Source organism: Pantoea sp. Lij88, assembly GCF_030062155.1.
Classification (GTDB): domain Bacteria; phylum Pseudomonadota; class Gammaproteobacteria; order Enterobacterales; family Enterobacteriaceae; genus Pantoea.
On record NZ_CP118269.1, the window covers coordinates 1,551,268 to 1,577,593 of the forward strand.

Annotated in this window: 20 protein-coding genes; all 20 read left to right on the forward strand. The window is 59.9% G+C overall.

Annotation, left to right across the window (positions count from 1 at the left end; genetic code table 11):
* The first annotated feature begins 5 nt into the window (after nucleotides 1-5).
* Nucleotides 6-1,031, forward strand: a complete 1,026-nt coding sequence (locus PU624_RS10940) for an ABC transporter permease (protein ID WP_170933484.1) — start codon at nucleotides 6-8, stop codon at nucleotides 1,029-1,031.
* Between the two features lie 455 nt (nucleotides 1,032-1,486).
* Nucleotides 1,487-2,404, forward strand: coding sequence for a nitrogen assimilation transcriptional regulator NAC (gene nac / locus PU624_RS10945; protein WP_283547636.1), 918 nt, complete (start codon nucleotides 1,487-1,489; stop codon nucleotides 2,402-2,404).
* Nucleotides 2,405-3,434: 1,030 nt separating this feature from the next.
* Entirely contained in the window at nucleotides 3,435-4,394 is a 960-nt protein-coding gene (gene cbl / locus PU624_RS10950) for an HTH-type transcriptional regulator Cbl (RefSeq protein ID WP_090959778.1), read from the forward strand.
* Between the two features lie 160 nt (nucleotides 4,395-4,554).
* Nucleotides 4,555-6,012 carry an NAD-dependent succinate-semialdehyde dehydrogenase gene (locus PU624_RS10955; RefSeq protein WP_283547637.1) on the forward strand — a complete coding sequence of 486 codons (1,458 nt, stop codon included), beginning with the start codon at nucleotides 4,555-4,557 and terminating at the stop codon, nucleotides 6,010-6,012.
* Nucleotides 6,013-6,459: 447 nt separating this feature from the next.
* Nucleotides 6,460-7,929 carry an aldehyde dehydrogenase family protein gene (locus PU624_RS10960; protein WP_283547638.1) on the forward strand — a complete coding sequence of 490 codons (1,470 nt, stop codon included), beginning with the start codon at nucleotides 6,460-6,462 and terminating at the stop codon, nucleotides 7,927-7,929.
* A gap of 28 nt (nucleotides 7,930-7,957) precedes the next feature.
* On the forward strand, nucleotides 7,958-8,626 hold the full coding sequence (locus PU624_RS10965) for a haloacid dehalogenase type II (protein ID WP_283547639.1): 669 nt from the start codon (nucleotides 7,958-7,960) through the stop codon (nucleotides 8,624-8,626).
* Nucleotides 8,627-8,636: 10 nt separating this feature from the next.
* Nucleotides 8,637-9,914, forward strand: coding sequence for an NAD(P)/FAD-dependent oxidoreductase (locus tag PU624_RS10970; protein WP_283547640.1), 1,278 nt, complete (start codon nucleotides 8,637-8,639; stop codon nucleotides 9,912-9,914).
* Between the two features lie 83 nt (nucleotides 9,915-9,997).
* Nucleotides 9,998-11,605: an ABC transporter substrate-binding protein gene (locus PU624_RS10975; RefSeq protein ID WP_283547641.1), complete on the forward strand. Its 1,608-nt coding sequence runs from the start codon at nucleotides 9,998-10,000 to the stop codon at nucleotides 11,603-11,605.
* Between the two features lie 41 nt (nucleotides 11,606-11,646).
* A complete protein-coding gene (locus PU624_RS10980) occupies nucleotides 11,647-12,603 on the forward strand; it encodes an ABC transporter permease (RefSeq protein WP_283547642.1) in 957 nt (318 codons plus the stop codon).
* Entirely contained in the window at nucleotides 12,600-13,451 is an 852-nt protein-coding gene (locus PU624_RS10985; protein WP_283547643.1) for an ABC transporter permease, read from the forward strand. The genes PU624_RS10980 and PU624_RS10985 overlap by 4 nt, the downstream gene beginning before the upstream one ends.
* A complete protein-coding gene (locus PU624_RS10990; protein ID WP_283547644.1) occupies nucleotides 13,448-15,112 on the forward strand; it encodes an ABC transporter ATP-binding protein in 1,665 nt (554 codons plus the stop codon). Before PU624_RS10985 ends, PU624_RS10990 begins: the two co-directional genes overlap by 4 nt.
* A 123-nt stretch (nucleotides 15,113-15,235) precedes the next feature.
* A complete protein-coding gene (locus PU624_RS10995; protein ID WP_283547645.1) occupies nucleotides 15,236-16,567 on the forward strand; it encodes an NAD(P)/FAD-dependent oxidoreductase in 1,332 nt (443 codons plus the stop codon).
* Between the two features lie 11 nt (nucleotides 16,568-16,578).
* Nucleotides 16,579-17,421, forward strand: coding sequence for a GNAT family N-acetyltransferase (locus tag PU624_RS11000; protein WP_283547646.1), 843 nt, complete (start codon nucleotides 16,579-16,581; stop codon nucleotides 17,419-17,421).
* Nucleotides 17,421-18,347, forward strand: coding sequence for a 2-hydroxyacid dehydrogenase (locus tag PU624_RS11005; RefSeq protein ID WP_283547647.1), 927 nt, complete (start codon nucleotides 17,421-17,423; stop codon nucleotides 18,345-18,347). The genes PU624_RS11000 and PU624_RS11005 overlap by 1 nt, the downstream gene beginning before the upstream one ends.
* Nucleotide 18,348: 1 nt before the next feature.
* Nucleotides 18,349-19,482: a M20 aminoacylase family protein gene (locus PU624_RS11010; protein WP_283547648.1), complete on the forward strand. Its 1,134-nt coding sequence runs from the start codon at nucleotides 18,349-18,351 to the stop codon at nucleotides 19,480-19,482.
* 113 nt (nucleotides 19,483-19,595) lie between these two features.
* Nucleotides 19,596-20,912 (forward strand): 4-aminobutyrate--2-oxoglutarate transaminase, encoded by a 1,317-nt coding sequence (gene gabT, locus PU624_RS11015; RefSeq protein ID WP_283547649.1) that lies wholly within the window; start codon nucleotides 19,596-19,598, stop codon nucleotides 20,910-20,912.
* Nucleotides 20,913-21,078: 166 nt separating this feature from the next.
* On the forward strand, nucleotides 21,079-21,591 hold the full coding sequence (locus tag PU624_RS11020) for an Lrp/AsnC family transcriptional regulator (protein WP_283547650.1): 513 nt from the start codon (nucleotides 21,079-21,081) through the stop codon (nucleotides 21,589-21,591).
* Between the two features lie 246 nt (nucleotides 21,592-21,837).
* Nucleotides 21,838-22,284, forward strand: coding sequence for a GNAT family N-acetyltransferase (locus PU624_RS11025; RefSeq protein ID WP_283547651.1), 447 nt, complete (start codon nucleotides 21,838-21,840; stop codon nucleotides 22,282-22,284).
* 18 nt (nucleotides 22,285-22,302) lie between these two features.
* Nucleotides 22,303-24,348, forward strand: coding sequence for a hydantoinase/oxoprolinase family protein (locus tag PU624_RS11030; RefSeq protein WP_283547652.1), 2,046 nt, complete (start codon nucleotides 22,303-22,305; stop codon nucleotides 24,346-24,348).
* 1 nt (nucleotide 24,349) lies between these two features.
* On the forward strand, nucleotides 24,350-26,308 hold the full coding sequence (locus PU624_RS11035; RefSeq protein WP_283547653.1) for a hydantoinase B/oxoprolinase family protein: 1,959 nt from the start codon (nucleotides 24,350-24,352) through the stop codon (nucleotides 26,306-26,308).
* The last annotated feature ends 18 nt before the right edge of the window (nucleotides 26,309-26,326 follow it).

Below are 26,326 nucleotides of genomic sequence, written 5' to 3' on the forward strand. Positions count from 1 at the left end.
GCAATATGAAAGCTACTGCCACTCCGGCAGCCCCGCAGCAACCCTCTTTTTTTGCCAGTCTGCGTCATAAATTGCCGAAAGATACCGGCATTTTTGTGGTGATGGTGGGGATTGCGTTGATTTTTGAAATGTTTGGCTGGTATGTGCGTGACCAGTCTTTCCTGCTCAACACCAACCGTCTGATCCTGATTGTCCTGCAGGTGGCGATTATCGGGATTATCGCGGTCGGCGTGACGCAGGTCATTATCACCACGGGTATCGACCTCTCCTCCGGTTCCGTCATCGCCCTGGCGGCGGTCGTGGCCGCGAGCCTGGCACAGACTTCTGACAGCCTGTCACCGATGTATCCGTCGCTGGTGAATATGCCTGCGGTAATCCCGATCGCGGCCGGTATCGGCGTCGGTTTGCTGGCGGGTGTGGTCAACGGTGTGCTGATTACCCGTACCGGTATTCCGCCATTCATCGCCACACTGGGCATGATGGTGTCGGCGCGTGGTCTGGCGCAGTATTACACCCAGGGTAATCCCATCAGCTTCCTGTCCGACGGCTTTACTTCAATCGGGCAGGGCGCAATGCCAGTGGTGATTTTCCTGGTCGTGGCGCTGCTGTTCCACATCGCCCTGAAACATACCCGCTACGGTAAGTATGTTTACGCCATCGGCGGCAACATGACCTCAGCGAAAGTCTCCGGTATCAACGTTAATAAGTATCTGATCATCGTCTACACCATTGCCGGCGCGCTTTCTGGCCTGGCGGGTGTGGTACTGGCGGCGCGTGTCAGCAGCGGCCAGTCAAGCATGGGGATGTCCTACGAGCTGGATGCGATTGCCGCAGCCGTTATCGGCGGCAGCAGCCTGATGGGCGGCGTGGGCCGTATCACCGGCACACTCATTGGCGCTGTGATCCTCGGTCTGATCAAAAGCGGCTTCACCTTCGTGGGTGTGGATGCGTACATTCAGGACATTATCAAAGGGATGATCATCGTGGCTGCGGTCTCTATCGACATGCATCGTAACCGCAAAAAACGTTAATCAGCAGGCGTTGCCTTCTTCCGTATGCGGGAGAGGGCAACGGTTGCTTTTTCCCCTCCGGTAGCTATCAGCGATAAGAAATCCCGCTGATAGCGGTTACATTTTCCGGCCCCTTCGTCACGCTACGCGTCAGGCGCGGCAAGCCTTCATCAGGTGCAATACGTTTCCACTGCACTAAAACTGTACAGCCTGTCATCACTTTTCTGCACGTCTGACTCGCAGCGTCTGCACTGTCACAGTGCGCCTGACCCCATCCCCTTATCTGTTCAGGCATTCCTGATGCTTATTAACCCTTAAGAGGTAATCAGAAACGCTTATTTTCCGGGCCGTTAGGAAAAATCTGGCGGGTAGCTGGCAAGTGTCGTTTAAACCTGGCCTGCATCTTGCAAAATCTCTGTTATCAGGGCGATGGGGTCTAACCCATTTCGCTATTCGGGGTGAGTGACGGAGGCAAGATGAATTTAAGACGACTGAAGTACTTTGTGAAAATCGTCGATATCGGCAGTCTGACGCAGGCAGCCGAAGTGCTGCACATCGCACAGCCTGCACTCAGTCAGCAGGTGGCGACGCTGGAGAATGAACTGGATCAGCAGTTACTGATCCGCACCAAGCGCGGCGTTACGCCAACTGAAGCCGGTAAGATTCTCTATGGTCATGCGCGCACCATTTTGCGCCAGTGTGAACAGGCACAGACGGCGGTCATTAACGCCGGTCAGGTGCTGAGCGGTCAGGTGTCGATTGGTCTGGCACCGGGTACGGCAGCATCCTCGCTGACGATGCCACTGCTGCAAACCGTCCGCGATCAGTTTCCGGAAGTGTTGGTCTACCTGCACGAAAACAGTGGCAGCGTACTGAATGAGAAAGTGATGAGCGGTCAGCTGGATATGGCGGTGCTGTACGATCGCGCTCCCACAGCCGGTATCAACAGCATGCCGCTGATGAAAGAAGATCTCTTCCTGGTCGGCGCCACCGATTATCCGGGTGCCAGTGTCGATCTGGCGGATGTCGCGCAGATGAGCCTGTTCCTGCCGCGTGACTACAGTGCCGTGCGCAAGCGCGTCGATGAGGCATTTTCACTGCGTCGCCTGAGCGCGCGCATCATCGGTGAGATCGAATCGATTTCAACCCTGACGTCAGCCATTTCCAGCGGCATGGGCGTCACCGTGTTACCTGAATCTGCCGCCCGTTCACTGGTGGGTTCGACGGATGCCTGGATGTCACGCATCAATAGCCCGTCACTGAGCCTGCCGCTGTCGCTGAACATCTCCGCCCGGTTACCGCTGTCACCTTCTGCACAAGCCGTGAAGAATATTCTGCTGTCGCTGCTGAACAAGCCGCTGAATGAGGAGCGGGAGTTGATGTTAGTAGGGTAAGGGGGGCGCTTGCAGCGGGCTGAGGCAATGCTTTGCAGCGGGCTGAGGTCAGGGTTTGCAGTGGGCTAAGGTCAGGGTTTGCAGCGGGCTAAGGTCAGGCTTTGCAGCGGTCTGAGTCTGAGCAGGTTACGCCCGCCAGGCGGTGGAGAGTTTGAGGTCGCCTGTGCAGGCGGACGCGTCAAGGGGCGTACGCCCGCCCCTTAACAATCCCGGCGTCCGGCTGCCTCCGCGCCCCGTTTCACGGGGTACCTTCGCCACGCCCTTCGGCCCGCGGACTGTCCGGACTCGCCATCCCTGGCTCGTGACGTCCTCTCGCCGACGTCCTGTCGGCTCATCCTTACCTCCGGTTGTTCCTCAGCGCTTCGGACGCCTCTCCCAACCCCCCCGCCTGCAAAATATTTATGTTTTTTTAGTGCTGCGTTGTCTGCTGTCCAGTGACAGCTCCGGAAACGTAAAGCGATGAGATACCCCACACAAAAAGAAGAAGTAACAGCGAGGGGTTGGGGAGGCCGTCAGAACCGCTGAGCGGATGAGGGATTTCAGGACGAGCGACATGGATGTCGCGAAGAGGCGGGTTCGCGCCAGGGATGGCGCGTCCCGGCGGTCCGTGAGAAATCCGGAAGAGGCGAAGGGACCGCGAAGCGGCGGTGAAGCAGGCCGGAGCCTGGGGGTCAAGGGGGCGCGGCGACTGGCGCCCCCTTGTTGGTCGCCTGCAGAGGCGTTACTGAAACTGCCCGGCCCGCCTGGCGAACGAAACCTTCTCATAGCCCGTTCGCGCAGCAAACACCCCGGCTTTTTCACATGCAGCCTGCAAGGCGAACGAAACCTTCCCGGCGCCCGTTCGCGCAGCGAACACTCCCAGCTTCAGCTCCGCAGCAAGCCCGTTCGCGCAGCGAACACCTCAGCGCATCCGCGCAACCATCCCCCCTTTATTCCCTAAAGTCATAAAGCCAAATTTTTTAGTATTTCCGGTTATCAATAATAGTTCTTACCATCAGAGAATCAGATTATGTAAAGGGAGGTAAATATCGTGAATTTCCAGCAGCTTAAGATCATCCGCGAGGCGGCCCGCTGTGAGTTTAATTTAACGGAAGTCGCTAACACACTGTTTACCTCCCAGTCGGGTGTCAGTCGGCACATCCGCGATCTGGAAGATGAGCTGGGTGTGGAGATCTTTATCCGTCGCGGTAAGCGTCTGCTGGGGATGACCGAACCGGGCAAAGCGTTGCTGACCATCGCCGAGCGCATCCTGGATGAGGCGGGCAAAGTGCGGCGGCTGGCCGATGTATTTACCAATGAAACCAGCGGCATCCTGACCATCGCCACCACGCATACTCAGGCGCGCTACAGCCTGCCGAAAGTGATCAAGGCGTTCCGTCAGCTCTATCCCAACGTCCGGCTTGAACTGAATCAGGGATCGCCGCAGGAAATCGTTACCATGCTGCTGGCGGGTGAAGCGGACATCGGCATCGCCAGTGAAATGCTGGTCAACAACAGCAGTCTGGCCGCCTTCCCCTGGTTCAGCTGGCATCACGCCTTGCTGGTGCCAAAAGGGCATGAGCTGGTGCAGAACCAGCCGGTCTCACTGAGCACCCTCAGCCGCTATCCCCTCATTACCTACCGGCAGGGCATCACCGGCCGGTCGCGGGTTGACCGTGCCTTCCAGACGGCGGGTTTGAAACCGGATATCGTGCTCAGCGCTCAGGACTCCGACGTGGTGAAAACCTACGTCAAACTCGGTCTGGGTGTCGGGATCCTGGCCGATCAGGCGTGTGAAACCGAAGAAAGTGAAGAGCTGGAGCGTCTGGATGCCACGCATCTGTTCGATGCCAGCACCGTCTGGCTTGGCCTCAAGCGCGGTCAGCTGCAGCGCAACTACGTCTGGCAGTTCCTGGAACTCTGCAACGCCAACCTGTCGCTGGAGGAGATTAAACGCCAGGCACTCTCCTACAGTAACGACGACGAACCGGTCATCGACTTCCAGATTTAATCACACCGCGCATCCCGCCGGATGCGCCCCCGTTCCCGCACGGCATAAAATTTCAAATCAGCGCGAAAAATTCGCTCAGTGACCTTTCTCACCCTGCACAACAACATCCTGCGCTGACCCGGCGCGATAAAGTGGAATTAACTGACCACGAGGGGATGTTATGTCGCGATTAAAACTTACCGATAGCGATTTGCTGCGCCAGCAGGCGCTGTTTGCCGGACGCTGGCAGGATGCGCATAAGGGCGCCACGCTGCCGGTTATCGATCCCGCCACGGGCGAAACGCTGGCCACGATTCCGGCGCTGGGCCGGGCAGAGACGGAACAGGCGATAACCTATGCGGAAACGGTGCGCATCAGCTGGGGCAAAACCCCTAATGCCAGCCGTGCCGCGCTGCTGGAAAAATGGCATCAGCTGATTGTGGAACATGCTGACGACCTGGCGATCATCATGACCGCCGAGCAGGGAAAACCGCTGGCAGAAGCCAGAGGCGAAGTGCTCTACGGCGCCAGTTTTGTGAAATGGTTTGCGGAAGAGGCGCGTCGCATCTACGGCGACACCATTCCCGCGCCCAGCGAGGACCGTCGCATTCTGGTGCTGAAACAGCCGGTTGGGGTTGCCGCCGCGATTACGCCGTGGAACTTCCCGATTGCGATGATTACCCGAAAGGTAGCCCCGGCGCTGGCCGCCGGATGTCCGATTATCGTTAAACCGTCGGAGTTAACGCCGCTCTCGGCGCTGGCACTGGCGGTGCTGGCAGAGCGCGCCGGTTTCCCGTCTGGCGTGTTGCAGGTGCTGACCGGCCTGCCCACGGAGATTGGTGCGGCGCTGACTGAAAGCCGCACGGTGCGTAAAATCTCCTTTACCGGTTCGACCCGCATCGGGCAGTTATTAATGCAGCAGAGCGCCAACAGCATAAAGCGCCTGAGTCTGGAACTGGGCGGCAACGCGCCACTGATCGTGTTTGATGATGCCGATATTGAGATTGCGGTCGCCGGCGTCATGCTCAGCAAGTTCCGCAACGCCGGGCAGACCTGCGTCTGTGCCAACCGCATTCTGGTGCAGCGGAGCATCTATCCGCGCTTCACCGCCCGACTGCTGGAGGCGGTCGCCACCCTGAAAGTGGGCGATGGCTTTGCGCCCGACAGCACCATTGGCCCGCTGATCAACAGCCGCGCGGTGGAGAAAGTGAATGGTCACATCGACGATGCGCTCAGTCAGGGAGCAACCCTGTTGACCGGCGGCATGAGCCAGGGCAACGGCACCTTCGTGCAGCCCACGGTACTCGGTGAGGTCACGTCCGGCATGCGCATCGCCCATGAAGAGACGTTCGGCCCGGTCGCGCCGCTGTTTATCTTTGATGATGAAGAGCAGGCGATCGCGATGGCGAACGACACGCCTTACGGCCTGGGAGCCTATTTCTTTACCGAGAATATCCGGCGGGCGTGGCGGGTAGCGGAAGCGCTGGAGTTTGGCATGGTCGGCTTTAATACCGGCGCAATTTCCCTGGAGGTTGCGCCGTTTGGTGGTGTGAAACTCTCCGGTATTGGCCGGGAAGGTTCCCGCTACGGAATTGATGAATATCTGGAACAGAAAACATTTCACATTGGCAGTCTGTAATTAAATATTAATAGAACGCCAGCCGGATGATCAGGCTGGCGTTTTTTTTTGCCTGATGCTCAGGATAATTTCTTTGGCGTCAAATAATAGTCTTTAAAAACGAAAGAATTTATCAGGGATGTGAGACCGGTCGGTAAATCGGCGGGGACCTGGCACTGTAATGAGCAGCCTGACCCCTTATATCCGCTTTGGTGCAATTTCCGTGCAGGTTGCACCAGCAGGGCGCATAAATTTTGTGAAGTAAATCATCTGTTTAATTGTTCGGCAATTCCGCAAAAAATCCCCCGGCAATACGGCAGAAAATTTTTTTGCGCTGTTTTAAACGCATTTTTATTTTTTGCCCGGCTGGCATACTTTCTGCATTAGCTTATTAACACCGCAGAAATCGGCCGTTGTAAACGCTAATAAATCAGCAACTGATGGGTGTAACAAATAAGGAATTCTTCCATGTTAAGTTTCGACCCTGAAAAAGTTTCTCTTCCGGCTGGCCATTATATTGGCGGCCAGCACTGCCAGAGCCAGGGCGCAGCCTTTGAGGTTAAACGTCCCTCTGATGGCCGGGTTTATGCCACGCTGCAGGACGCTACGCCGCAGGATGTCGATCGCGCTGTTTCCGTCGCGCATCAGGCACTGAAAACCAGCGGCTGGTCCGGCTGTCCGCCGCGTGAACGCGGCCGTGTGTTACGCCGCTGGGCCGATCTGATTGAGCAGGACCCGCTGCTGGCACAGCTGGAAGCGCTGGGTTCAACCCGCCCGATCAATGACGTCGTACTACACGAAATCCCGTTTACCGCTGAAGCGATTCGCTTCTATGCCGAATGCGCTGACAAATACAGCGGCGACCTCTTTCCTACCCGCGACAGCAGCCTCGGCATGCTGATTGCCGAACCGTATGGCGTTATCGCCGCGATTACCCCGTGGAATTTTCCGCTGTCGATGGCGTCGTGGAAATGCGGACCGGCGCTGGCGGCAGGCAATGCGGTCGTCCTCAAACCCTCTGAACTCACCCCGTTTTCTACCGTGCGCATGGCCGAACTGGCGATCCAGGCCGGTTTACCGGCGGGCGTGCTGAACATTGTGCAGGGCAGCGGTGCTGTAACCGGCAGCGCGCTGGTGACCCATCCGCTGGTGCGCAAAGTCTCCTTCACCGGCTCGACCGTAACCGGAAAGCGCATCATGAGCGATGCCGCGCAGCACGGCATGAAACCGGTGACGCTGGAGCTGGGCGGCAAAAGTCCGCAGCTGGTGTTTGATGATGCGGGCGACCTTGAGGTGCTGGCCCAGCGTATTCTGCGCGGCTTTACCGCCAACGGCGGCCAGGCCTGTGTCGCGGGCACCCGTCTTATTGTGCAGCGCAATATTGCCGACCCGCTGGTTGAGCGGCTGGCACAGCTCTGCCGCGAACTTAAACCGGGTGTCACCTGGCACGAAGAGAGTCGCTACGCGCCGCTGATCGACGAACGTCAGGGCAACAAAGTTTGCTCGGTGATTGAGGCAGCAAAAGCGCAGGGCGCAGAGGTGCTGGTGGGCGGAGAGCGTTTTGCCGACACCGAAAACGGCTGGTTCTGGCAGCCCACGCTGCTGAGCCACGTGGCGCAGGATAATCCGGCCGTGCAGCAGGAGATTTTTGGTCCGGTGCTGACGGTGCAGACCTTTGACGATGAAGAGCAGGGCCTGGCGATGGCCGCCCACGACACCTATGGCCTCTGCGCCGGTGTCCACACCCTGAGTCTGCCGCGCGCGCTGCGTGCGATGCGCGCCATCGATGCGGGCACGGTCTGGATCAACCGCTATGGCCGCTCCGGCGACTTCATCATTCCAACCGGCGGCTTCCTGGGTTCCGGCATTGGGAAAGACTTAGGGCGTCAGGCGTTTCAGGCCTGCCAGCGCCAGAAGAGTGTACTCATCGATTTCTAAGCGCAACTGACAAAGACGAGGCTGTTACATGGCACTGTTTAAACCGAAATTCATCACGTTTGACTGTTACGGCACGCTGATTCGCTTTGATATGGCGGGCGCCGCCCAACGCTGTTTCAGCGATCGTGTCGATCCGGATGCAATGAACGCGTTTACCGCTGACTTTGCCGCCTACCGTCTGGATGAGGTGCTCGGCGCATGGAAACCCTATTACGACGTGGTCAGTAATGCGATTCAGCGCACCTGCAAAAAGTGGGGCGTGAAGTGGGACAAAGCCGACAGCGACTTTATCTACACCGACTGCGCCAGCTGGGGTCCGCATCCCGACGTGCCCGCCGGGCTGGCAAAAGTGGCTAAGGAGTTCCCGCTGGTGCTGCTGACTAACTCGATGAAAGACCTGATCCCGCATCACGAACCGCGTCTGGGTGCGCCCATCTATATGACCATCACGGCCGAAGAGGCGGGGGCTTACAAGCCACAGATGAAAGGCTTCGAGTACATGCTGGATAAGCTCGGCTGCGGCCCGGAGGATATCCTGCATGTCTCCTCCAGCTTCCGCTATGACCTGATGACCGCCCACGATCTCGGCATCAAAAATAAAGTCTGGGTCAATCGCGGTCATGAACCGGCGAACCCTTACTACCAGTACACCGAAATCAAAGATATCGGCGGCCTGCCTGGCGTCGTCGGACTCTGAGGAATCCCCCATGAAACTGGAATCGTTCTGGCAGGCCACCGCTCCGGCCTTTACCGGTGCCGCCCGTGAACCGCTGCCCGCACAGGCGGACGTGGTGGTTATCGGCGGCGGCTTCACCGGCGTCTCGGCGGCGCTTAACCTGGCGCGCAGTGGCATCAGTGTGGTGCTGCTGGAGAGTGGTGACGTGATGAGCCAGGCCTCGGCGCGCAACGGCGGCCACTGCAATACCGGTGTGGCGCAGAACTTCGCCTCGCTGGTGGCAAGTCAGGGTCTGGAGCAGGCCAGTCGCTTCTACCGGGCGTTTGACGATGCGGTGAGCTACGTCCAGCAACTGATCCAGGATGAAGAGATCGACTGCGACTTCCGGTTGTGCGGCAAGCTCAAGCTCGCCAGCAAAGCGTCGCATATGGCCGGGCTGCGGGAGGCGTATGAACTGATGCGCCGCACCGTAGACCCGGAGATCGAACTGCTCGATAAAACGGCGGTGCGCGATGAGATCGCCAGCGATGATTTCCACGGCGGCCTGCTGCAGAAGCGTGGCGGTCAGATGCACATGGGTAAATTTGGCATCGGGCTGGCGGAAGCGGCGGCCCGCAGCGGCGCGAAAATTTTCCCGCATCACGCCGTGACGAAGTTAGAACGCCTGCAGGGTTATCAGCATCGGATACACACCGCGCAGGGCACGATTCTGGCGGATAAAGTGCTGATGGCGACCGGCTGCTCCAACGTCGGCCCTTTTCCCTGGTTCCAGCGCCGTATTGTGCCGGTCGGCAGCTTTATTGTAGTCACGGAAGCACTCGACCCGGCGCTGCTGCGTCAGGTGCTGCCCAATAACCGGACCTATGTGACGTCGCTGAATATCGGCAACTACTTCCGTACCACCGCCGACAGCCGGCTGGTGTTTGGCGGCCGCGCGCGGTTTGCCGTCAGCAACCCAACCTCCGATTCGCGCAGCGGCGAGATCCTCCGCCACGCGATGACGCAGATGCTGCCGCAGCTGGGTAAAGCTGGGGTGGACTACTGCTGGGGCGGCATGGTCGACATGACCGCCGACCGTCTGCCACACGCGGGTGAACAGGATGGCCTGTTCTATTCGCTGGGCTACAGCGGTCACGGCACGCAGATGTCGGTCTGGATGGGGCGGGTCATGGCCGACCTGCTGGCCGAAAAACGCACTGAAAATCCCTGGCAGCGCGACGCATGGCCCGCGCTGCCCGGTTATCACGGCAAGCCATGGTTTTTACCGCTCGCAGGACTCTATTACAAAGCAAAGGATCGCCTTTCATAACGTCCCGTCGGGTGCTGGCCGCCAGGTGTCCAGCACCGCCAGAAAAATAATCCCCGGTTCGCCTGACTATTGAGGGTACAGAGATGAGTAAATTTGATAATAAAGACGCCGATGCGGTAAATCCGGCACTGACGCGCATGATCACCGAAGGCTCGCTGTCACGTCGCAGCCTGATGAAAATCCTCTCCGCAGGTGCGGTGATGAGCAGCGGCCTGATCGGTTTTTCAGGGGAAGCACTGGCGGACGACAAGCCGGTCACAGGCGGTAAACTGCGGGCGGCGATGTCGAATTCCTCGGCCACCGATACACTCGATCCGGCCAAAAGTAACAACAGCGCGGACTACACCCGCCAGTTCATGTTCTACAGCGGTCTGACCGAGCTGGATAAAAACCTGATGGTGCAACCGGCGCTGGCTGAGTCGCTGGACTCCAGTGACGGCATCACCTGGCATATCAAACTGCGTAAAGGGGTCACCTTCCATGATGGCAAACCGCTGACCGCCAAAGATGTCATCTTCTCGCTCAGCCGCCACAAAGATCCGGCCATCGCCTCTATCGCTTTTAAGCTGGCCGATCAGTTCAAAACGTTCACCGCGGTCAACGATAATGAGGTGCAGCTGGAGCTGAACAGCGCCAACTTCGACGTCCCTTACATGCTGGCGACACCCCCATTTTTAATTGTGAAAGACGGCACCACCGACTTCAGCAAAGGCATCGGCACCGGTCCGTTTATCTGCAAAACCTTTATGCCGGGTACGCGCACCATCGGCACGAAAAATCCCAACTACTACAAGCCGGGTCTGCCGCATCTGGATGAGGTCGAGCTGATAGGCGTCACCGATGCCGCAGCACGTGTTAATGCCCTGATGTCGGGTGATCTGCAAATCGTGTCCACGCTGAGCGCTGCGGACTGCAAGCGTATCAAAGCCACCAGCGATTTTGGCGTGCTGGAGAGTAAATCGGGCATGTACACCAACCTGATTATCCGCACCGACATGAAGCCGGGCAGCAACGAAGATTTTGTGCTGGCGATGAAATACCTGCAGCCGCGTGAAATGCTGGTGAAAACGGTGCTGCAGGGTTATGGCGACGTGAGTAATGACACCCCGGTGCCGCCATGGCATCCGCTCTACAACGCCGACCTCAAACCGCGTCCGCTCGACGTGGAAAAAGCGAAGTTCCACATCAAAAAAGCGGGCATGGCCGGCTCCACGATAGAGATCATCACTACGCCGAATATCGAAGGGGCGAACGAAGGCGGTCAGCTGATCCAGCAGATGGCGCGCGGGGCAGGACTCAATGTGAAAGTGCGACGTGTGCCGTATGACGGTTACTGGTCTTCGCACTGGATGAAAGATCCGGTGGGATATGGCTCGATTAACCCGCGTCCGACGCTCGACATGCTCTTCTCACAGTTTTATCTCTCTACGGCACCGAACAATGAATCGGGCTGGAAAAATCCCCAGTTTGATCAGCTGGTGGTCGCCGCACGCGGTGAGCGCGATCAGGCAAAACGCAAGCAGATGTATGGCGACATGCAGACGCTGATTTATGACCACTGCGGCACCATCATTCCGACCTTTATCAGCTCCACCGATGGCTACAGCAAAAAGGTCAAAGGGGTCGAGGCCTGGCCGTCAGGCATGATGATGGGCTATCGCTTCCATGAGTTTGCCTGGCTGACCGCCTGATCTTAGCCTATCCCATTAGGCTATTCATAAGGAGTACGCCGATGAACCGATACATGATGTTCCTGATTGCCCGGCGGGTTGGCGCCGGCATCCTGACTTTGCTTATCGTCTCGGCGGTGGTGTTTTTCATCACCAGCCTGCTGCCGGGTGACGCGGCACAGATGATCCTCGGCCAGAACGCCACGCCGGAAACGGTGGCGGCGTTACGGCAGCAGCTGGGTCTCGATCAGCCTTTGCTGATGCGCTATATCCACTGGCTGACAGGCATGGTGCAGGGTGACTTCGGCACCTCGTTTGCCAGCCATCTGCCGGTCTCACAGCTGGTGGCGCAGCGTATTCCCGCCACTTTTGAACTGGCGGGCATCACCACGCTGATCTGCGTGCCGATGGCGCTGATCATCGGCATCATTGCAGCGATGAATCGCGGTTCCCGGCTCGATCGGGCGCTGGTTATCGGCACCATGGCGACGGTAGCCGTGCCGGAGTTTCTGGTGGCGACGGTGGCGGTACTGATTTTCGCCGTCAAGCTGCACTGGGTGTCGGCGATGTCGTTCGGCAGTCCGGACAGCGACCTGCTCAGCTACCTCAAAGCCTATGCGCTGCCGGTGCTGACACTCTGTTGCGTGCTGGTGGCGCAGATGGCACGCATGACGCGGGCCGCCATCATCAATCAGCTCGACAGCCCCTATCTGGAGATGGCGCTGCTGAAAGGGGTGTCGCCGCTTCGCGCCGTGCTGCGTCATGCGCTGCCTAACGCGGTCGGCCCCATCGCCAACGCGATCTCACTCAGCCTCTCCTATCTGTTTGGCGGGGTGATCATCATCGAAACCATCTTCAGCTATCCCGGTCTGGCCAGCCAGCTGGTGGACGCGGTCAGTAACCGCGACCTGCCGGTGGTGCAGCTCTGCGTGATGCTGTTCGCCGCCTGTTATCTGGTACTGCTGCTGGCGGCTGACATTCTGACTATCGCCTTTAACCCGAAATGGAGAAGCGCATGAATACTCTCTTGTTGCCCTGGCGTTTCTTTCAGGCGCTCTCCTGGTCAGGTCGGCTGGGTCTGATGATGTCGCTGTTCTGGCTGCTGATGGCCGTGTTCGGCACCCCGCTGGCGCCGCACAGCATTGATGACATCGGCGGCGGCCCACTGATGGGCGGCCTGACAGCCGATAACCTGCTGGGCACCGACTATCTGGGACGCGACATGCTCAGCCGTATTCTCTATGGCGCGAAGTTCTCAATCGGTCTGGCGCTGAGTGCGGCGCTGCTGGCCAGCCTGATCGGCACGCTGCTGGCGTTGCTGGCGGCGGTGACGGGACGCTGGCTGGAGGAGTTACTCGGCCGCGTCAACGACGCACTGCTGGTGCTGCCGGGCAAGGTGTTGTCGCTGATGATCGTCGCAGTATTTGGCTCCTCGCTGCCGATGCTGATCCTGACGGCGGTGTTCACCTACTGGCCGGGCGCCTTCCGTATCGCTTTTGCCATGGCCAGCTCGCTGCGCAGCATGGATTACGTCCGTGCCTCACGGCTGCGGGGCGAGAGCCGCTGGTATATCGCCATTCATGACATCCTGCCCAACATGGTGCACCCGATGCTGACGGACTTTGGCCTGCGCTTTGTCTACATCGTGCTGCTGCTGAGCGGCCTGAGCTTCCTGGGCCTGGGCGTGCAGCCGCCGTACGCCGACTGGGGCACGCTGGTACGTGAAAATATGCAGGGGCTGTTTGACGGTTCGCCTGCGGTGCTGATGCCCGCGCTGGCGATTGCCAGCCTGACCATTGGCGCCAACCTGTTTATCGACAGCCTGCAGGCGATGCGTCCGATGACGCTGGCGAAGGAGGGAGCATGAACGTGACACCACATACCGCCATGCCGGTGATTTCGGTAGATAAACTGCGTGTTACCGCGCAGACCGATCGCGGCGAAGAGATCGACCTGGTTTCCGACATTCACTTTACGGTGCAGAAAGGCGAGGTGCTGGCGCTGATTGGCGAATCCGGCTCCGGTAAAACCACCATCGCCATGGCGCTGATGGGCTATGCCCGCAGCGGCTGTCGCATCGCCGAAGGTAACATTCACGTTGCCGGCACCGACGTTAACAGTCTGACGCCGGGCCAGCTGCGCGCGTTTCGCGGCAACAAAGTTGCCTATATCGCTCAGAGCGCGGCGGCATCCTTTAATCCGGGGATGAAGATCCTCGACCAGGTGATTGAGCCGGTCGTTATCCACGGCACCCTGACCCGTAAAGCGGCGAAAGAGAAGGCGATTGGCCTGTTCCGCGAACTGGCGCTGCCAAACCCCGAGACTATTGGCGACCGTTTCCCGCACCAGGTGTCGGGCGGTCAGCTGCAGCGTCTGATGACGGCGATGGCGCTGATTGGCGATCCTGACGTCGTGATCCTTGATGAACCGACCACCGCGCTGGATGTCACCACCCAGGTCGAAGTGCTGAAAGCGTTTCGCCGCGTGGTCGTGCAGCGTGGCGTCACCGCGATTTACGTCAGCCACGATCTGGCCGTAGTCGCGCAGATGGCTGACCGGATTCTGGTACTGCTGCGCGGCAAAATGGCGGAGTATGGCAGCACCGAAAATCTGATTGGTGCGCCAAAGGCGGAGTACACCCGTTTACTGATGGACGCCGCGCGGCAGAAAGAGCGGCCCAGCAACTGGTGTCCGGCCGCCGCCGATATTCATCCGCTGCTGGAGGTGCGCGACCTCAGCGCAGGTTATGGCCCACGCGGTAATGACGGCCATCCAAAAGTGCGCATTCTGGAGGAGATCAACCTCAAGCTCTGGAAAGGACAGGCGATTGGTATTATCGGTGAATCAGGCTCGGGTAAAACCACCCTGGCGCACGCCATTGCCGGACTCAACGCCCCCAGTCACGGCCACATCCTGTTTAACGGCCACTACATTGCAGGCGATATGCAGAAACGCCCTGACAACGAGCTGCGCCGCATTCAGTATGTGTTCCAGATGGCGGATACTGCACTGAATCCGGCCCACAGCGTTGAACGCATCCTGTCGCGACCGCTGACGCTGTTTCACGGCCTGAGCGGCGCGGCGCGCCAGCAGCGACTTTATCAGCTGCTGGATCTGGTAAAGCTGCCGCGCAGCGTGCTGTGGCGGCGTCCCTGGGCGCTTTCCGGCGGGCAGAAGCAGCGCGTCAATCTGGCGCGTGCGCTGGCGGCTGAACCGGACCTGATCCTGTGTGATGAAGTGACCTCGGCGCTGGATACCGTGGTCGCCGCCGCCGTCCTCGACTTAATCAGCGAACTGCGGCGCGAGCTGGGGCTCTCGGTGATCTTCATCAGCCACGACATGCATGCGGTACGGGCGGTGTGCGACGAAATTGTGGTGATGAAGAGCGGTCGTATCGTGACTCAGCTGGCACGCAGTGATTATGACAAGCCGACCAGCGAGCTCTATTTCGAGCGCCTGAAACGTGCGGTGCCGGAGCTGCGTCAGGGCTGGCTGGATGAGCATGAAGAGATTTTAAAAGCAGAGTGAGTTAACGCGCTCTTATTTACCCGCCTGCACAGCACTGATGCATTGCGCAGGCGGCGCGGGTCTGGCACAGCGGCGATAGTGCCCTGAGCCAGATCAGATACTGACAACAGAGGTCATCTTGTTATGCCTGCACCGATTCGTTATGTACAGGACAGTGCGAATTTCCCCGATTCCGCCGATGTGGTGGTGATTGGCGCCGGTATTGCCGGTGCCGCAGCCACCTGGGAGCTGGCGAAGCAGGGACTGAAGGTTGTGCTGATTGAAAAAGGCCTGGTAGGGGCGGAACAGTCGAGCCGCAACTGGGGCTGGTGTCGCCAGCAGAATCGTGATGAGCGTGAGCTGCCGCTGATTATCTATGCGCTGCAACGCTGGGGTGAACTGAACGACGAAACCGGCGAAGAGCTGGGATTCCGCCGCAGCGGGCTGGTCTACGCCACGCAGGAAGAGTCGGACATCGCGGCCTGGGATAAGTGGATCCAGATGGCAAAAGGCTATGGCGTAAACAGTTCGATTCTTACGGCGGAACAGGCCAAAGCGATGACGCCCGGCAGCACCACCCAATGGCGGGGCGGCCTCTCAGCACCCACCGACGGCCACGCCGAGCCACGCCTCGCTGCGCCTGGCCTGGTGGCGGGTGCGCTGAAAAAAGGTGCGCTGCTGTTTCAGCAGTGCGCGGTGCGCGGGCTGGATATCGCCGCAGGTCGGGTCAGCGGCGTCTGGACCGAACGCGGTCTGATCAAAACCAGCCGGGTTATCTGCGCCGCTGGCGCCTGGACCTCGATGTTCTGCCGTCGTCACGGCATCGACCTGCCGCTGGGCAATGTGATTGGCACCGCCTTCCGCACGCAGCCCATCGAGCAGGCGATCGCCATGCCGCTTTACACGCCGGGCTTTGCCTGTCGGCCACAAATGGACGGCAGCTACACCGTCTCCGTCTCAGGGCGCGGGCGTCTGGAGCCGGGCGCGCAGGGGCTGCGCTATGCCCGCCAGTTCTATCCGACCTTTAAAAGCCGCCGCAAGAATCTCACCCTGAATCTCGGCCTGTCGCCATTCTTCAACGGCCCGGAAGCGATGGGGAAATGGGCATTTGACCGCGAGTCACCGTTTGAGCGTATGCGTATTCTCGATCCGGCAGCAGATGCAAAAATCGTGGAAGAGGGCCTGGCGGCGATGCGGCGTGAATACCCGGCGCTGGCGAATCTTAAGCTGGCGCAGTCGTGGGGCGGCATGATTGACAGCACCCCGGATGCGATTCCGGTCATCTCTACCGTGGCCAAACTGCCGGGGCTGGTGCTCTCGGCGGGTTACAGCGCCCACGGGTTCGGTATCGGACCCGGAGCCGGACGACTGGCCGCCGACCTGGCGACTGAGGCTACACCGATCGTTGATCCGACCCCTTACCGCTACAGCCGTCTGGTTGACGGCAGCGGACTTGAAACGCCAGGCATGATGTAAGGAGAGCTGTTATGAGCCTGACTATACGCGCAATGACGCCCGACGATCTCGACCAATGTTTCACCTTAACGCAGGCGCTGAAATGGCCCCACCGACGCGAAGACTGGGCGCTGGCGCTGCAACTGGGCGAGGGCACGGTGATTGAAGAGCAGGGTAAGCTGATTGGCAGCGCAGTACTCTGGCGCTGGGGCGACAGTGCCGCCACGCTGGGACTGATTATTGTTGATAACCAGCAGCAGGGGCGCGGCCTGGGCAAACAGCTGATGCTGGCGCAGCTGGAAAAACTGCCTGACTGTAATGTGCGTCTGCACGCGACCGAAATGGGCAAAGGCCTGTATGAAAAGCTCGGTTTTGTCAGCTGCGGTGAAATCCGTCAGCACCAGACCCGTGCAGTGACCACACTGCCTGACGTGGTGATCCCGGCGGGACTGCAGCTGCGACCCGCGACCCGGCTCGATCACGCCACGCTGGTGACGCTGGATCAGCAGGCAAATGGCATGCTTCGTCCGGCGCTGATTGAGCATTTACTGCGCGACTGCCAGACAGTGATTTTAGAGGATGCGCAGCAGCAGATTCAGGGCTTCGCCAGCCTGCGCCGCTTTGGTCACGGCTGGGCGATTGGCCCGGTAATAGCCGCGGATTTCCCGGCCGCTCAGGCGCTGGTCGCCTCACTGATGCAATCGCTGCAGGGGCAGTTCCTGCGCATTGATACCGACGGTGCGCTGCCAATGGCCGCCTGGCTGGAGAGTCTGGGCATTCCTCAGGTCGATGCGCCCACCACGATGGTGCGCGGCACGCCCTGGACGCCGCAGGGGATGCAGGCGTTTGGGCTGATGACTCAGGCGATGGCCTGATGCATATCGTTTATAAATCGGAGCCGGAACGTGGCCGGATCTGGCAGCGCTGGCTGGCGGAACAGGCGCCTGACATTCAGCTGCATATCTGGCCCGAAACCGGTGATCCGGCACAGGTTGAGGCGCTGGTCGCCTGGCAGCCCCCCGCTGACATTCCGGCGCTGTTTCCCCGGCTGAAACTGCTGTTCTCGGTGGGAGCCGGAGCCGATCAGTTTGATTTCACTGCGTTGCCGCCCGACCTGCCGGTGATCAGAATGATCGAGCCAGGCCTGACCCAGGGCATGGTGGAATATGTCACCTTCGCGGTGCTCGGCCTGCATCGCGACATGCCGCGCTATTTCAATCAGCAGCGCCAGCAGCAGTGGCTGGCCCACGCCGCCTTACCGGCCGCGCAGCGTCGGGTGGGCGTGATGGGCCTGGGCGAACTGGGGCAGGCCGCGTTAGCGCAGTTGGTCGCGCTGGGCTTTGACTGCGCAGGCTGGAGCCGCACACCGCGCGAGATCCCTGGCGTGCGCTGCTGGCACGGCGCGGATCAACTTGCTGACTTCCTGGCGCACAGCGACATTCTGGTCTGCCTGCTGCCGCTGACTGACACCACACAGGGGTTGCTGAATAAGACGCTGTTCAGCCAGTTGCCGCAGGGCGCGGCGCTGGTGCAGGCCGGACGCGGTCAGCAGCTCAATCATGACGATCTGCTGCAGGCGCTGGAAAGCGGTCAGCTCCGCGCCGCAGTGATTGACGTCACTGACCCGGAGCCGTTACCGGCGGGTCATCCGTTCTGGCACCATCCCGCCATCTGGCTGACACCGCACATCGCCAGCCAGACGCAGAATGAGAGCGCCATCGCGGCACTGCTGGAAAACCTGCGGCGCTACCAGCGTGGCGAGCCGCTACAGGGTGTGATTGACCGTTCGCGAGGATATTAAAATGGAACATTTAGTGGCACTGCGCCGCGACCTGCATGCGCATCCCGAACTGGGCTTTCAGGAGCTGCGCACCAGCGACATCGTGGCGAATTTCCTGCAGGAGCTGGGCATTGAGGTGCATCGCGGTATCGGTAAAACCGGCGTGGTCGGGATACTGAAGAAGGGCAGCAGTGAACGCATGATTGGCCTGCGCGCCGACATGGATGCGCTGCCAATGCAGGATCAAAGCGGCACCGACTGGCAAAGCCGGGCAGAGCAGGTGAGCCATGCCTGCGGCCACGACGGCCACATGGTGATGCTGCTGGGGGCCGCCGAACAACTGGCGCGCGATGTCAGCTTTGACGGCAGTGTCTGCTTTATCTTCCAGCCCGCCGAAGAGGGGCTGGCAGGCGCAAAAGCCATGATCGATGACGGCCTCTTCAGCCGCTTCCCCTGCGAAGCCGTCTACGCCATTCATAACTGGCCGGAACTGCCGCTCGGCCAGGTTCAGACCCGGCCGGGTGCCATCATGGCGGCGGCCGACCGCTTTGATATCCGGGTGGTGGGCGGGGGCGGCCACGCCGCACAACCGCACCTGACCAGCGATACGCTGCTGGCGACCAGTGAGCTGGTGGTGCAGCTGAACACCCTGGTCTCTCGCGCCCTGGATCCGTGCGAAACGGCGCTGCTCACCGTCACCCGGATGCAGGGCGGCTTTTCGCACAACATGATCCCGGCAGAGGCAAACATCACCGGCACGGTGCGTACCTTCAGCCCGGCGGCACAGGATACGATCGAAACGCGGCTGCGTCAGATGGCGGAGCACATCACCGCCGCCCATGGCCTGCGCGCAGAAGTGAACTATCAGCGGTACTACCCGGCGACGATTAACAGCGCGGCGGAAGCGCAGTTTTGCCTTGAGGCGCTGACGCAGGCGGGCATCCCGGCGGAGGCCGCGCCCAAGCCCGCGCTCACCTCGGAAGATTTTGCTTTTATGCTGCAGGCGCGCCCCGGTGCCTACCTGTGGCTGGGATCGGCTCCCTGTAAGCCGCTGCACCATGCTGCTTACGACTTCAACGATGCGCTGATCCCGCATGGCGTTAATGTTTTTGTCACACTGATTCGTCAGGCGCTGGCAGAGAAATTTCCCTGCTGAATGCAGCGGGATTTTGACAGGAAATGCCGCTGCCCGGGCAATTACGGCAGCGTGAGAAACCAGCAGGTTGCGATACTTGAGCCAACCGAACGATACGTGGATGAGGGTTTAAAATGCAGAATGTCATGGCAGAGCAGCAAGCATATTCCGATAACAGCCTGTTACTGGATGCACGCGAGCAGAATGTGCCGCGCGGTGTCGTTACCGCCCATCCGCTGGTGATCGAACGCGCCAGAGGCAGTGAAGTATGGGACGTAGAGGGCAATCGCTATCTCGACTTTGTCGGCGGTATCGGCGTGCTGAATGTCGGTCACAATCACCCGGCGGTCGTCAATGCGGTGACCCGCCAGCTCGGTCTGGTGTCTCACGCCTGTTTTCAGGTGGTGGCCTATCCGGGCTATATCGAGCTGGCGCAGCGGCTGAACAAACTGGTCGGTGGCGATGAGGCGTATAAGAGCGTCTTCTTCACCAGCGGCGCCGAAGCGGTGGAAAATGCGGTGAAAATTGCCCGCTCACACACTCAGCGCCCCGGTATCATCGCGTTTGATGGCGCGTTTCATGGCCGTACCCTGCTGGGTGTCACACTGACCGGCATGTCCGCGCCTTACAAACAGAACTTTGGTCCGTTCCCTGGCGACATCTACCGTCTGCCATTCCCGAACCCGCTGCACGGCATTACCGAAGCGGACTGTCTGAAGGCGATGGATCAGCTGTTCGCGGTGCAGATCCTGCCGGAGCGTGTGGCGGCGATTATCATTGAGCCGGTGCAGGGCGACGGCGGCTTCCTGCCCGCCGGGCCAGCCTTTATGCAGGCGCTGCGTCGCATCACCAGCCAGCACGGTATTCTGCTGATCTGCGATGAAGTGCAGTCCGGCTTCGGGCGCACCGGCACGATGTTCGCCTTCCAGCAGCTGGGGATCAAACCGGATTTAATCACCCTGGCGAAAAGCCTGGGCGGTGGTCTGCCGATTTCCGGCGTGGTGGGACGTGCAGAGATCATGGATGCGCCAACACCGGGCGGATTAGGCGGCACCTACGGCGGCAACGCGCTGGGCTGTGCGGCGGCGCTGGCGGTACTGGATCTGTTTGAGCATGAGAACCTGCTGCAGCGCTCCTGCCAGCTCGGCGAGCAGCTCAATGCCCGTCTGCGACAGCTGGCGGATAAATATGCCTGCATCGGTGACGTGCGCGGCGTGGGCTTTATGCAGGCGGTGGAAATCCTCGACTTCGAAACCGGTCGTCCCGATGCGGCGCTGACCCAGAAGATCCTCGACAGCGCCTGTCAGGAAGGATTGCTGCTGATCAAATGCGGCCTGCATCGCAACACCATCCGTTTCCTGGCGCCACTGGTGACCACCGACTCGCAGCTGGAAGAGGCGATGCATATCTTCGATATTGCGCTGGCGCGCGCGACTGGGCGGCTGGGTTAAACCCGTATTCCTCATTGATTTTGTTAGGGTAATTTGAAAATCTCCTGCTGGTATAACCACTGCGAAGCGCTGGCGCGTTTACCGTAAAGCGTGTTATATCATCGGGAGGTTCTGAACATTTGATTAAGCGCCTGGCCCAACAGGCTCTGACAATGAGGGGGGTGCTATGAACGGCTTAATGAAACTCGACCGCATCGACATCAACATCCTGGTGCAACTCCAGAAAGATGGCCGTATCAGCAACGTTAACCTCGCCGACGCCGTAGGCCTCTCGCCCAGTCCCTGTCTGCAACGGGTCAAACGTCTGGAGCAGGCCGGGTTTATCACCGGTTACGAAGCGCACATTAATCTCACCCGCATTACCGATTCGGTGACCGTCTTTACCGAAGTCACCCTGTCCGGCCATCGCCGCGAAGACTTTATGAAATTCGAAAGTGCGATGCGCGACGTCGATGAGCTGATGGAGTGCCATCTGATTACCGGCGGCTATGACTATCTGCTGCGCTTCATTACCCGCAGCATTGAACATTATCAGGAAGTGATTGAGAAGATGCTCGATGCGCAGATCGGCATCGATAAGTACTTCAGCTACATCGTGATTAAATCCCCAATCATGAAAAGCAGCGTGCCGTTGCGATCGCTGATCGGCAAGCATAATTCGGTCGAGTTCGGCGCATAACACGCGGTCGCCCCTCTTTCACGTCCACGGGAGAGAGGGCCGTCACCGCTTATCCTGTTATCTCGCTGCATAATTTACCCTTTCTCTCTCCACGTCATTTAACGCTGTAATCTGCTCTATTCGCCTCAGCATAAAATTTCTTTCCGCTGCAAAATTCAGCTGCTGCACCCGGTTTTGTGGCGCGCTACAGCCTCAACCGTCGGGCGAACCCTTTTACACTGAATTCAACTGATACAAGGAGTTGTCATGGACTCATTACAGATTGCTGACCAGCAGTGGCAGCGCGATGCGTTCACCGTCTCTACCGATCGCCAGCGGCTCGACCTGGCCTGGATCCACATCCAGCTGGCGGAGAAGTCCTACTGGGCCAAAGGCCAGCCGCTGGCCAAAACCGTACGTGCGATTGCCGGTTCACTGCCGTTTGGCCTTTATCATCAGCAGGAACAGATTGGCTTTGCCCGACTGATCACTGACTACACCCGCTTCGGCTGGCTGTGCGACGTGATGATTGATGAAAACTGGCGCGGTCACGGGCTGGGTAGCTGGCTGGCGACCTGTGTCCGCGAACACCCCGAACTGCAGACGGTGCATCGCTGGATGCTCTCAACCCAGGATGCCCATCAGGTCTATCAGCGGCTCGGCTGGCGTGTGGTGCAGCACCCCGACACGCTGATGGAATTCCCCCCCTCCTGACACCGGAGTTAACCCGATATGCGATACCGCGTTGGCGTGGATATTGGCGGATCCTTTACCGATTTCGTCGTGCTCGATCAGCAAACGAACCAGATCCACACCCTGAAAGTCCTGTCGCGTCCGGACAAGCCCGGCAGCGAAATCGTGACCGGGCTGGCGCAGTTTCAGCAGCATCAGGGTATCGATCCCGCTGAGATTGGCTACTTCACCCACGGCACCACGGTAGGGATTAACGCGGTGATCCAGCGGCGCGGCGTGCGGCTGGCCCTGTTCGCTACCGAAGGCTTCTGCGATGTGCTGGAGCTGGCCCGGCTGAAAATCCCCCATATTCATGATCTTTTCTCGCGGCGCGCAGCCCCCCTGATTACCCGCGACAGAGTGTTTGCCATCCGCGAACGCAGTGACGCACAGGGCAACGTGCTGCTCGCGCCTGATCGCCAGAGCGTGCTCGACGCCATTGCACAGGCGCGCGCCGCAGGCTGTCAGGGCATTGTGGTGTCGCTGCTGCACAGTTATCGCAACCGGCACAATGAAGCCGCGGTGAAAGCGATTATTGATGAGGTGGCGCCTGAACTGCTGACCTCCTGCTCCGCCGACATCTGGCCAATCATCCGCGAATATGAACGCACCATCACCGCCACCATCAACGCCTACGTGCAGCCGATGGTCATTCACTATCTGGAATCCTTTGAGCAGGCGCTGCAACGGCTCGGCGTGAAGCCCCCGCCGCGCATCACCAAATCCAATGGCGGGGTGATGGGTGTTGACCAGGCGAAACGCGAATGCGTGCAGATGGTGCTCTCCGGCACCGCCTCCGGGGTGATTGGGGCCAGCTATCTCGCCAGCGCCTGCGGTTTTGACAAAATCCTCAGCCTGGATATCGGCGGCACCAGCGCCGACGTGGCGGTGATCATCGACGGCAAAGTGGCGCAGGGCAACGGCGAAATCATCGGGGATTTTCCGATCTTTATTCCTTCTGTCGCCGTCACCTCGGTGGGTCAGGGCGGCGGGTCGCTGGCGTGGATCGACGGGCAGGGCGTCTTGCAGATGGGGCCGGATAGTGCCGGTTCGCTGCCAGGGCCGGTCTGCTTCCAGCGCGGCGGCACGCAGCCGACCGCCACCGATGCCTTTGCCGCCTGCGGCATGATGGGCCACGGTGCGCTGGGTTATAACGCGGTCACAGTGGATGTCGCCGCGGCCTGTGCGGCCTGGCAGCCACTGGCCGATGCGCTCGATATTTCGGTAGAGGAGACCGCCGAGACCGCTATCCAGCTGGCGATCTCCAGTATGTACAGCGACACCAGCGGTCTGCTGTCGCGTTTTGGACTCGATCCGCGTGAATTCTGGTTCCTTGCCTTCGGCGGCGCGGGTCCGATGATGGGTTGTTTTCTCGCCCGCGAACTGAATATGAAAGGGGTGATTGTACCGCCGACGCCGGGCGTGCTCTCCGCGCTGGGTGGGCTGGTGGCGGACATCCGCAATGACTTTATCCGCACGCTTTACGGCGATCTGACACCGGCGCTGGCGGACACCTTAGCCACTGAAGCCGAAGCCTTACGGCAGCGGGCCTGCGGCTGGCTGGTGCAGGAGCACGGCAGCGACATGCCTTACAACCTGCAGTTCAGCGCCGATATGCGCTATCGCGGTCAGTCGTTTGAGATCGACGTGCCGCTGGAGGAGAACTGGCTGACGCAGGCGGATTTCACTGCGCTGCATGACGCCTTTGATCGCCAGCACCAGCAGCTGTTTGGTCACTGTGACCCGCAGGCACCGGTGCAGCTGATCAACCTGCGGCTGGTTATCGCTTCACCGACGCCGAAACCGGTAATTAACCCGCTGGCACCTGCCACGGAACCGGTGCCGGTACTAAAGCAGACCAGAGCGTGGATTGATGGTGGCTGGCATCAGGTGGATTTGGTGCTGCGTTCTGTGCTGCGCGCCGGACATCAGCTCATCGGCCCGGTCATCATCGCCCAGGATGACTGCACCACCTGCGTACCGCCCGGCATGGGCGTCACGGTTGATTCATTCGGTAATCTGCTGATCACGGCGAGCGAGGCATAACATGGCGATTGATGGACGTAACTTACAGATCCTGGCGAACTACTGCGCCGCCGCTGCCGATGCGATGGCCTTCACCCTGATGCGCACCGCGCATTCTACTTTTGTGAAAGAGACGGAAGATTTTTCCTGCCAGATTGTCAGCCGCAGCGGGCTGGCGTTTGCCTCGCCGCGCAGCTTCGGCGCGCCCTGGTACAGCGGTATCGACTATGCGCCGGTGCTGGCGCTGATTGAAGAGTACGCCGACGGTGATATCTGCATCACCAATGACGCCTACGCCGGGAACGTCGCAACTCATTCACCCGATATCCACATCTGGAAACCGGTGTTCCATGAGGGTGAAATCGTCTGCTTCGTGGTCGGTCATATTCATAACACCGACGTCGGCGGCGCGGTGCCCGCCTCGCTGTCGCGCTCGCTGACCGATATCGTGCAGGAGGGGATCCGCATCCCGCCGCTGAAGATCATGCGCCAGGGGCAGCTTAACGAAGAGGTCGCCAGCATCATGCGGCTCAACGTGCGGGTGCCGGACCAGAACTGGGGTGATTTCAAGGCGCAGCTGGCCTCGGTGAACGTGGGTGAGCGCAAAATACACGACATCATTGCCCGCTTTGGCATCGATGATTTCCTGCAGGGCATTGAGGGCATTCTCGATTACGCCGAAGCGCAGGCGCGCAGCATTATCAGCACCATTCCCGACGGGGAATACTTTTATGCCGACTACGCCGATGAAGATGGCGAGGGCGGTTATCCCTGCCGCATCGCCATTACTCTGCGGGTGCAGGGCGATCGGCTGGAGCTGGACTACACCGGCAGCGACCCGCAGCTGGCTTCGTCGCTGAATATGCCGACCGGCGGGCGCGAGCGGCATCCGCTGGCGCTGGTGGGCGTCACCTATGTGCTCTCTACTCTTGATCGGTCTCTGCTGCTTAACGCCGGTACGCTGCGGCCAACCCGGGCGATCCTGCCGCCGGGCACGGTGATGAACTGTGAAGCACCCGCAGCGGTGGGGATGCGCTCGCTGACCTGTGCGCTGTCGCAGATTGCCACTGTCGGCGTCTTCTCGCTGGCGATGCCGGACCGCCTGCCCGCGAATTCACCGGGTGGCAACTCGATTATGAACATCCGTACCCAGACGCAGAACCGCAGCGTGGTCGCCTCGCTGGGACCGGTCGGCGGCGGCGCGGGTGGCACGCCCCGTCACGACGGTCCCGATGGCTCCGGCGGCCTGTCCGCCTTCCTGAAAAACACCCCAATTGAGATCAACGAAGCGGAAGTGCCGATCCGTTTTCATCGCTATGGACTGGCGCAGGACAGCGCCGGAGCCGGTCGCTATCGCGGTGGCCTTGCGACTGAAATGGCCTTCGAGATTTTCTCGCCCAATACCACCATTACCGCGCGGAACCGTAACCGGTCGGTGTTTGCCTCGGCGGGCGTGGTGGGCGGCCAGAGCGGAGCGCTGTCCTACTTTCGTACCCGGCGTGACGGCGAGGTCATCAATCATGGCAATACCGATGTGATCCACTGCCAGCCGGGTGACGTGGTTGAAGTGCGCGGCCCCGGCGCGGGCGGTTACGGCCTGCCGTCACAGCGTGATATTGAGGCGGTTATGCAGGATGTGCACTGTGGCTATCTCAGCGTCGCGGCAGCCAGAGCGCAGTATGGCGTGGTGGTTGTTGATAATCGCGTGGATCGGGAAGCGACAGAACGCCTGCGCGCCGCCATGCCGCAGCAGGCCGCGCACCATTTTGATCACGGCGAAGCACGCAGTCGCTTTGAAACGCTCTGGACGCCACAGCGTTATCAGGCACTGACCACATTCCTGGCAAGCGCGCCGGTCAGCTGGCGTCACTTCCTGAAAACCCAGGTATTCCGGGCGGTGGCACGGATAGGCGAAACGGCGGATATGAATCAAATATTCAGTGATTTGCGTCAGCGATACCCAGCCATGGCGAACAATTAACGGCGATTGCGCATCGTC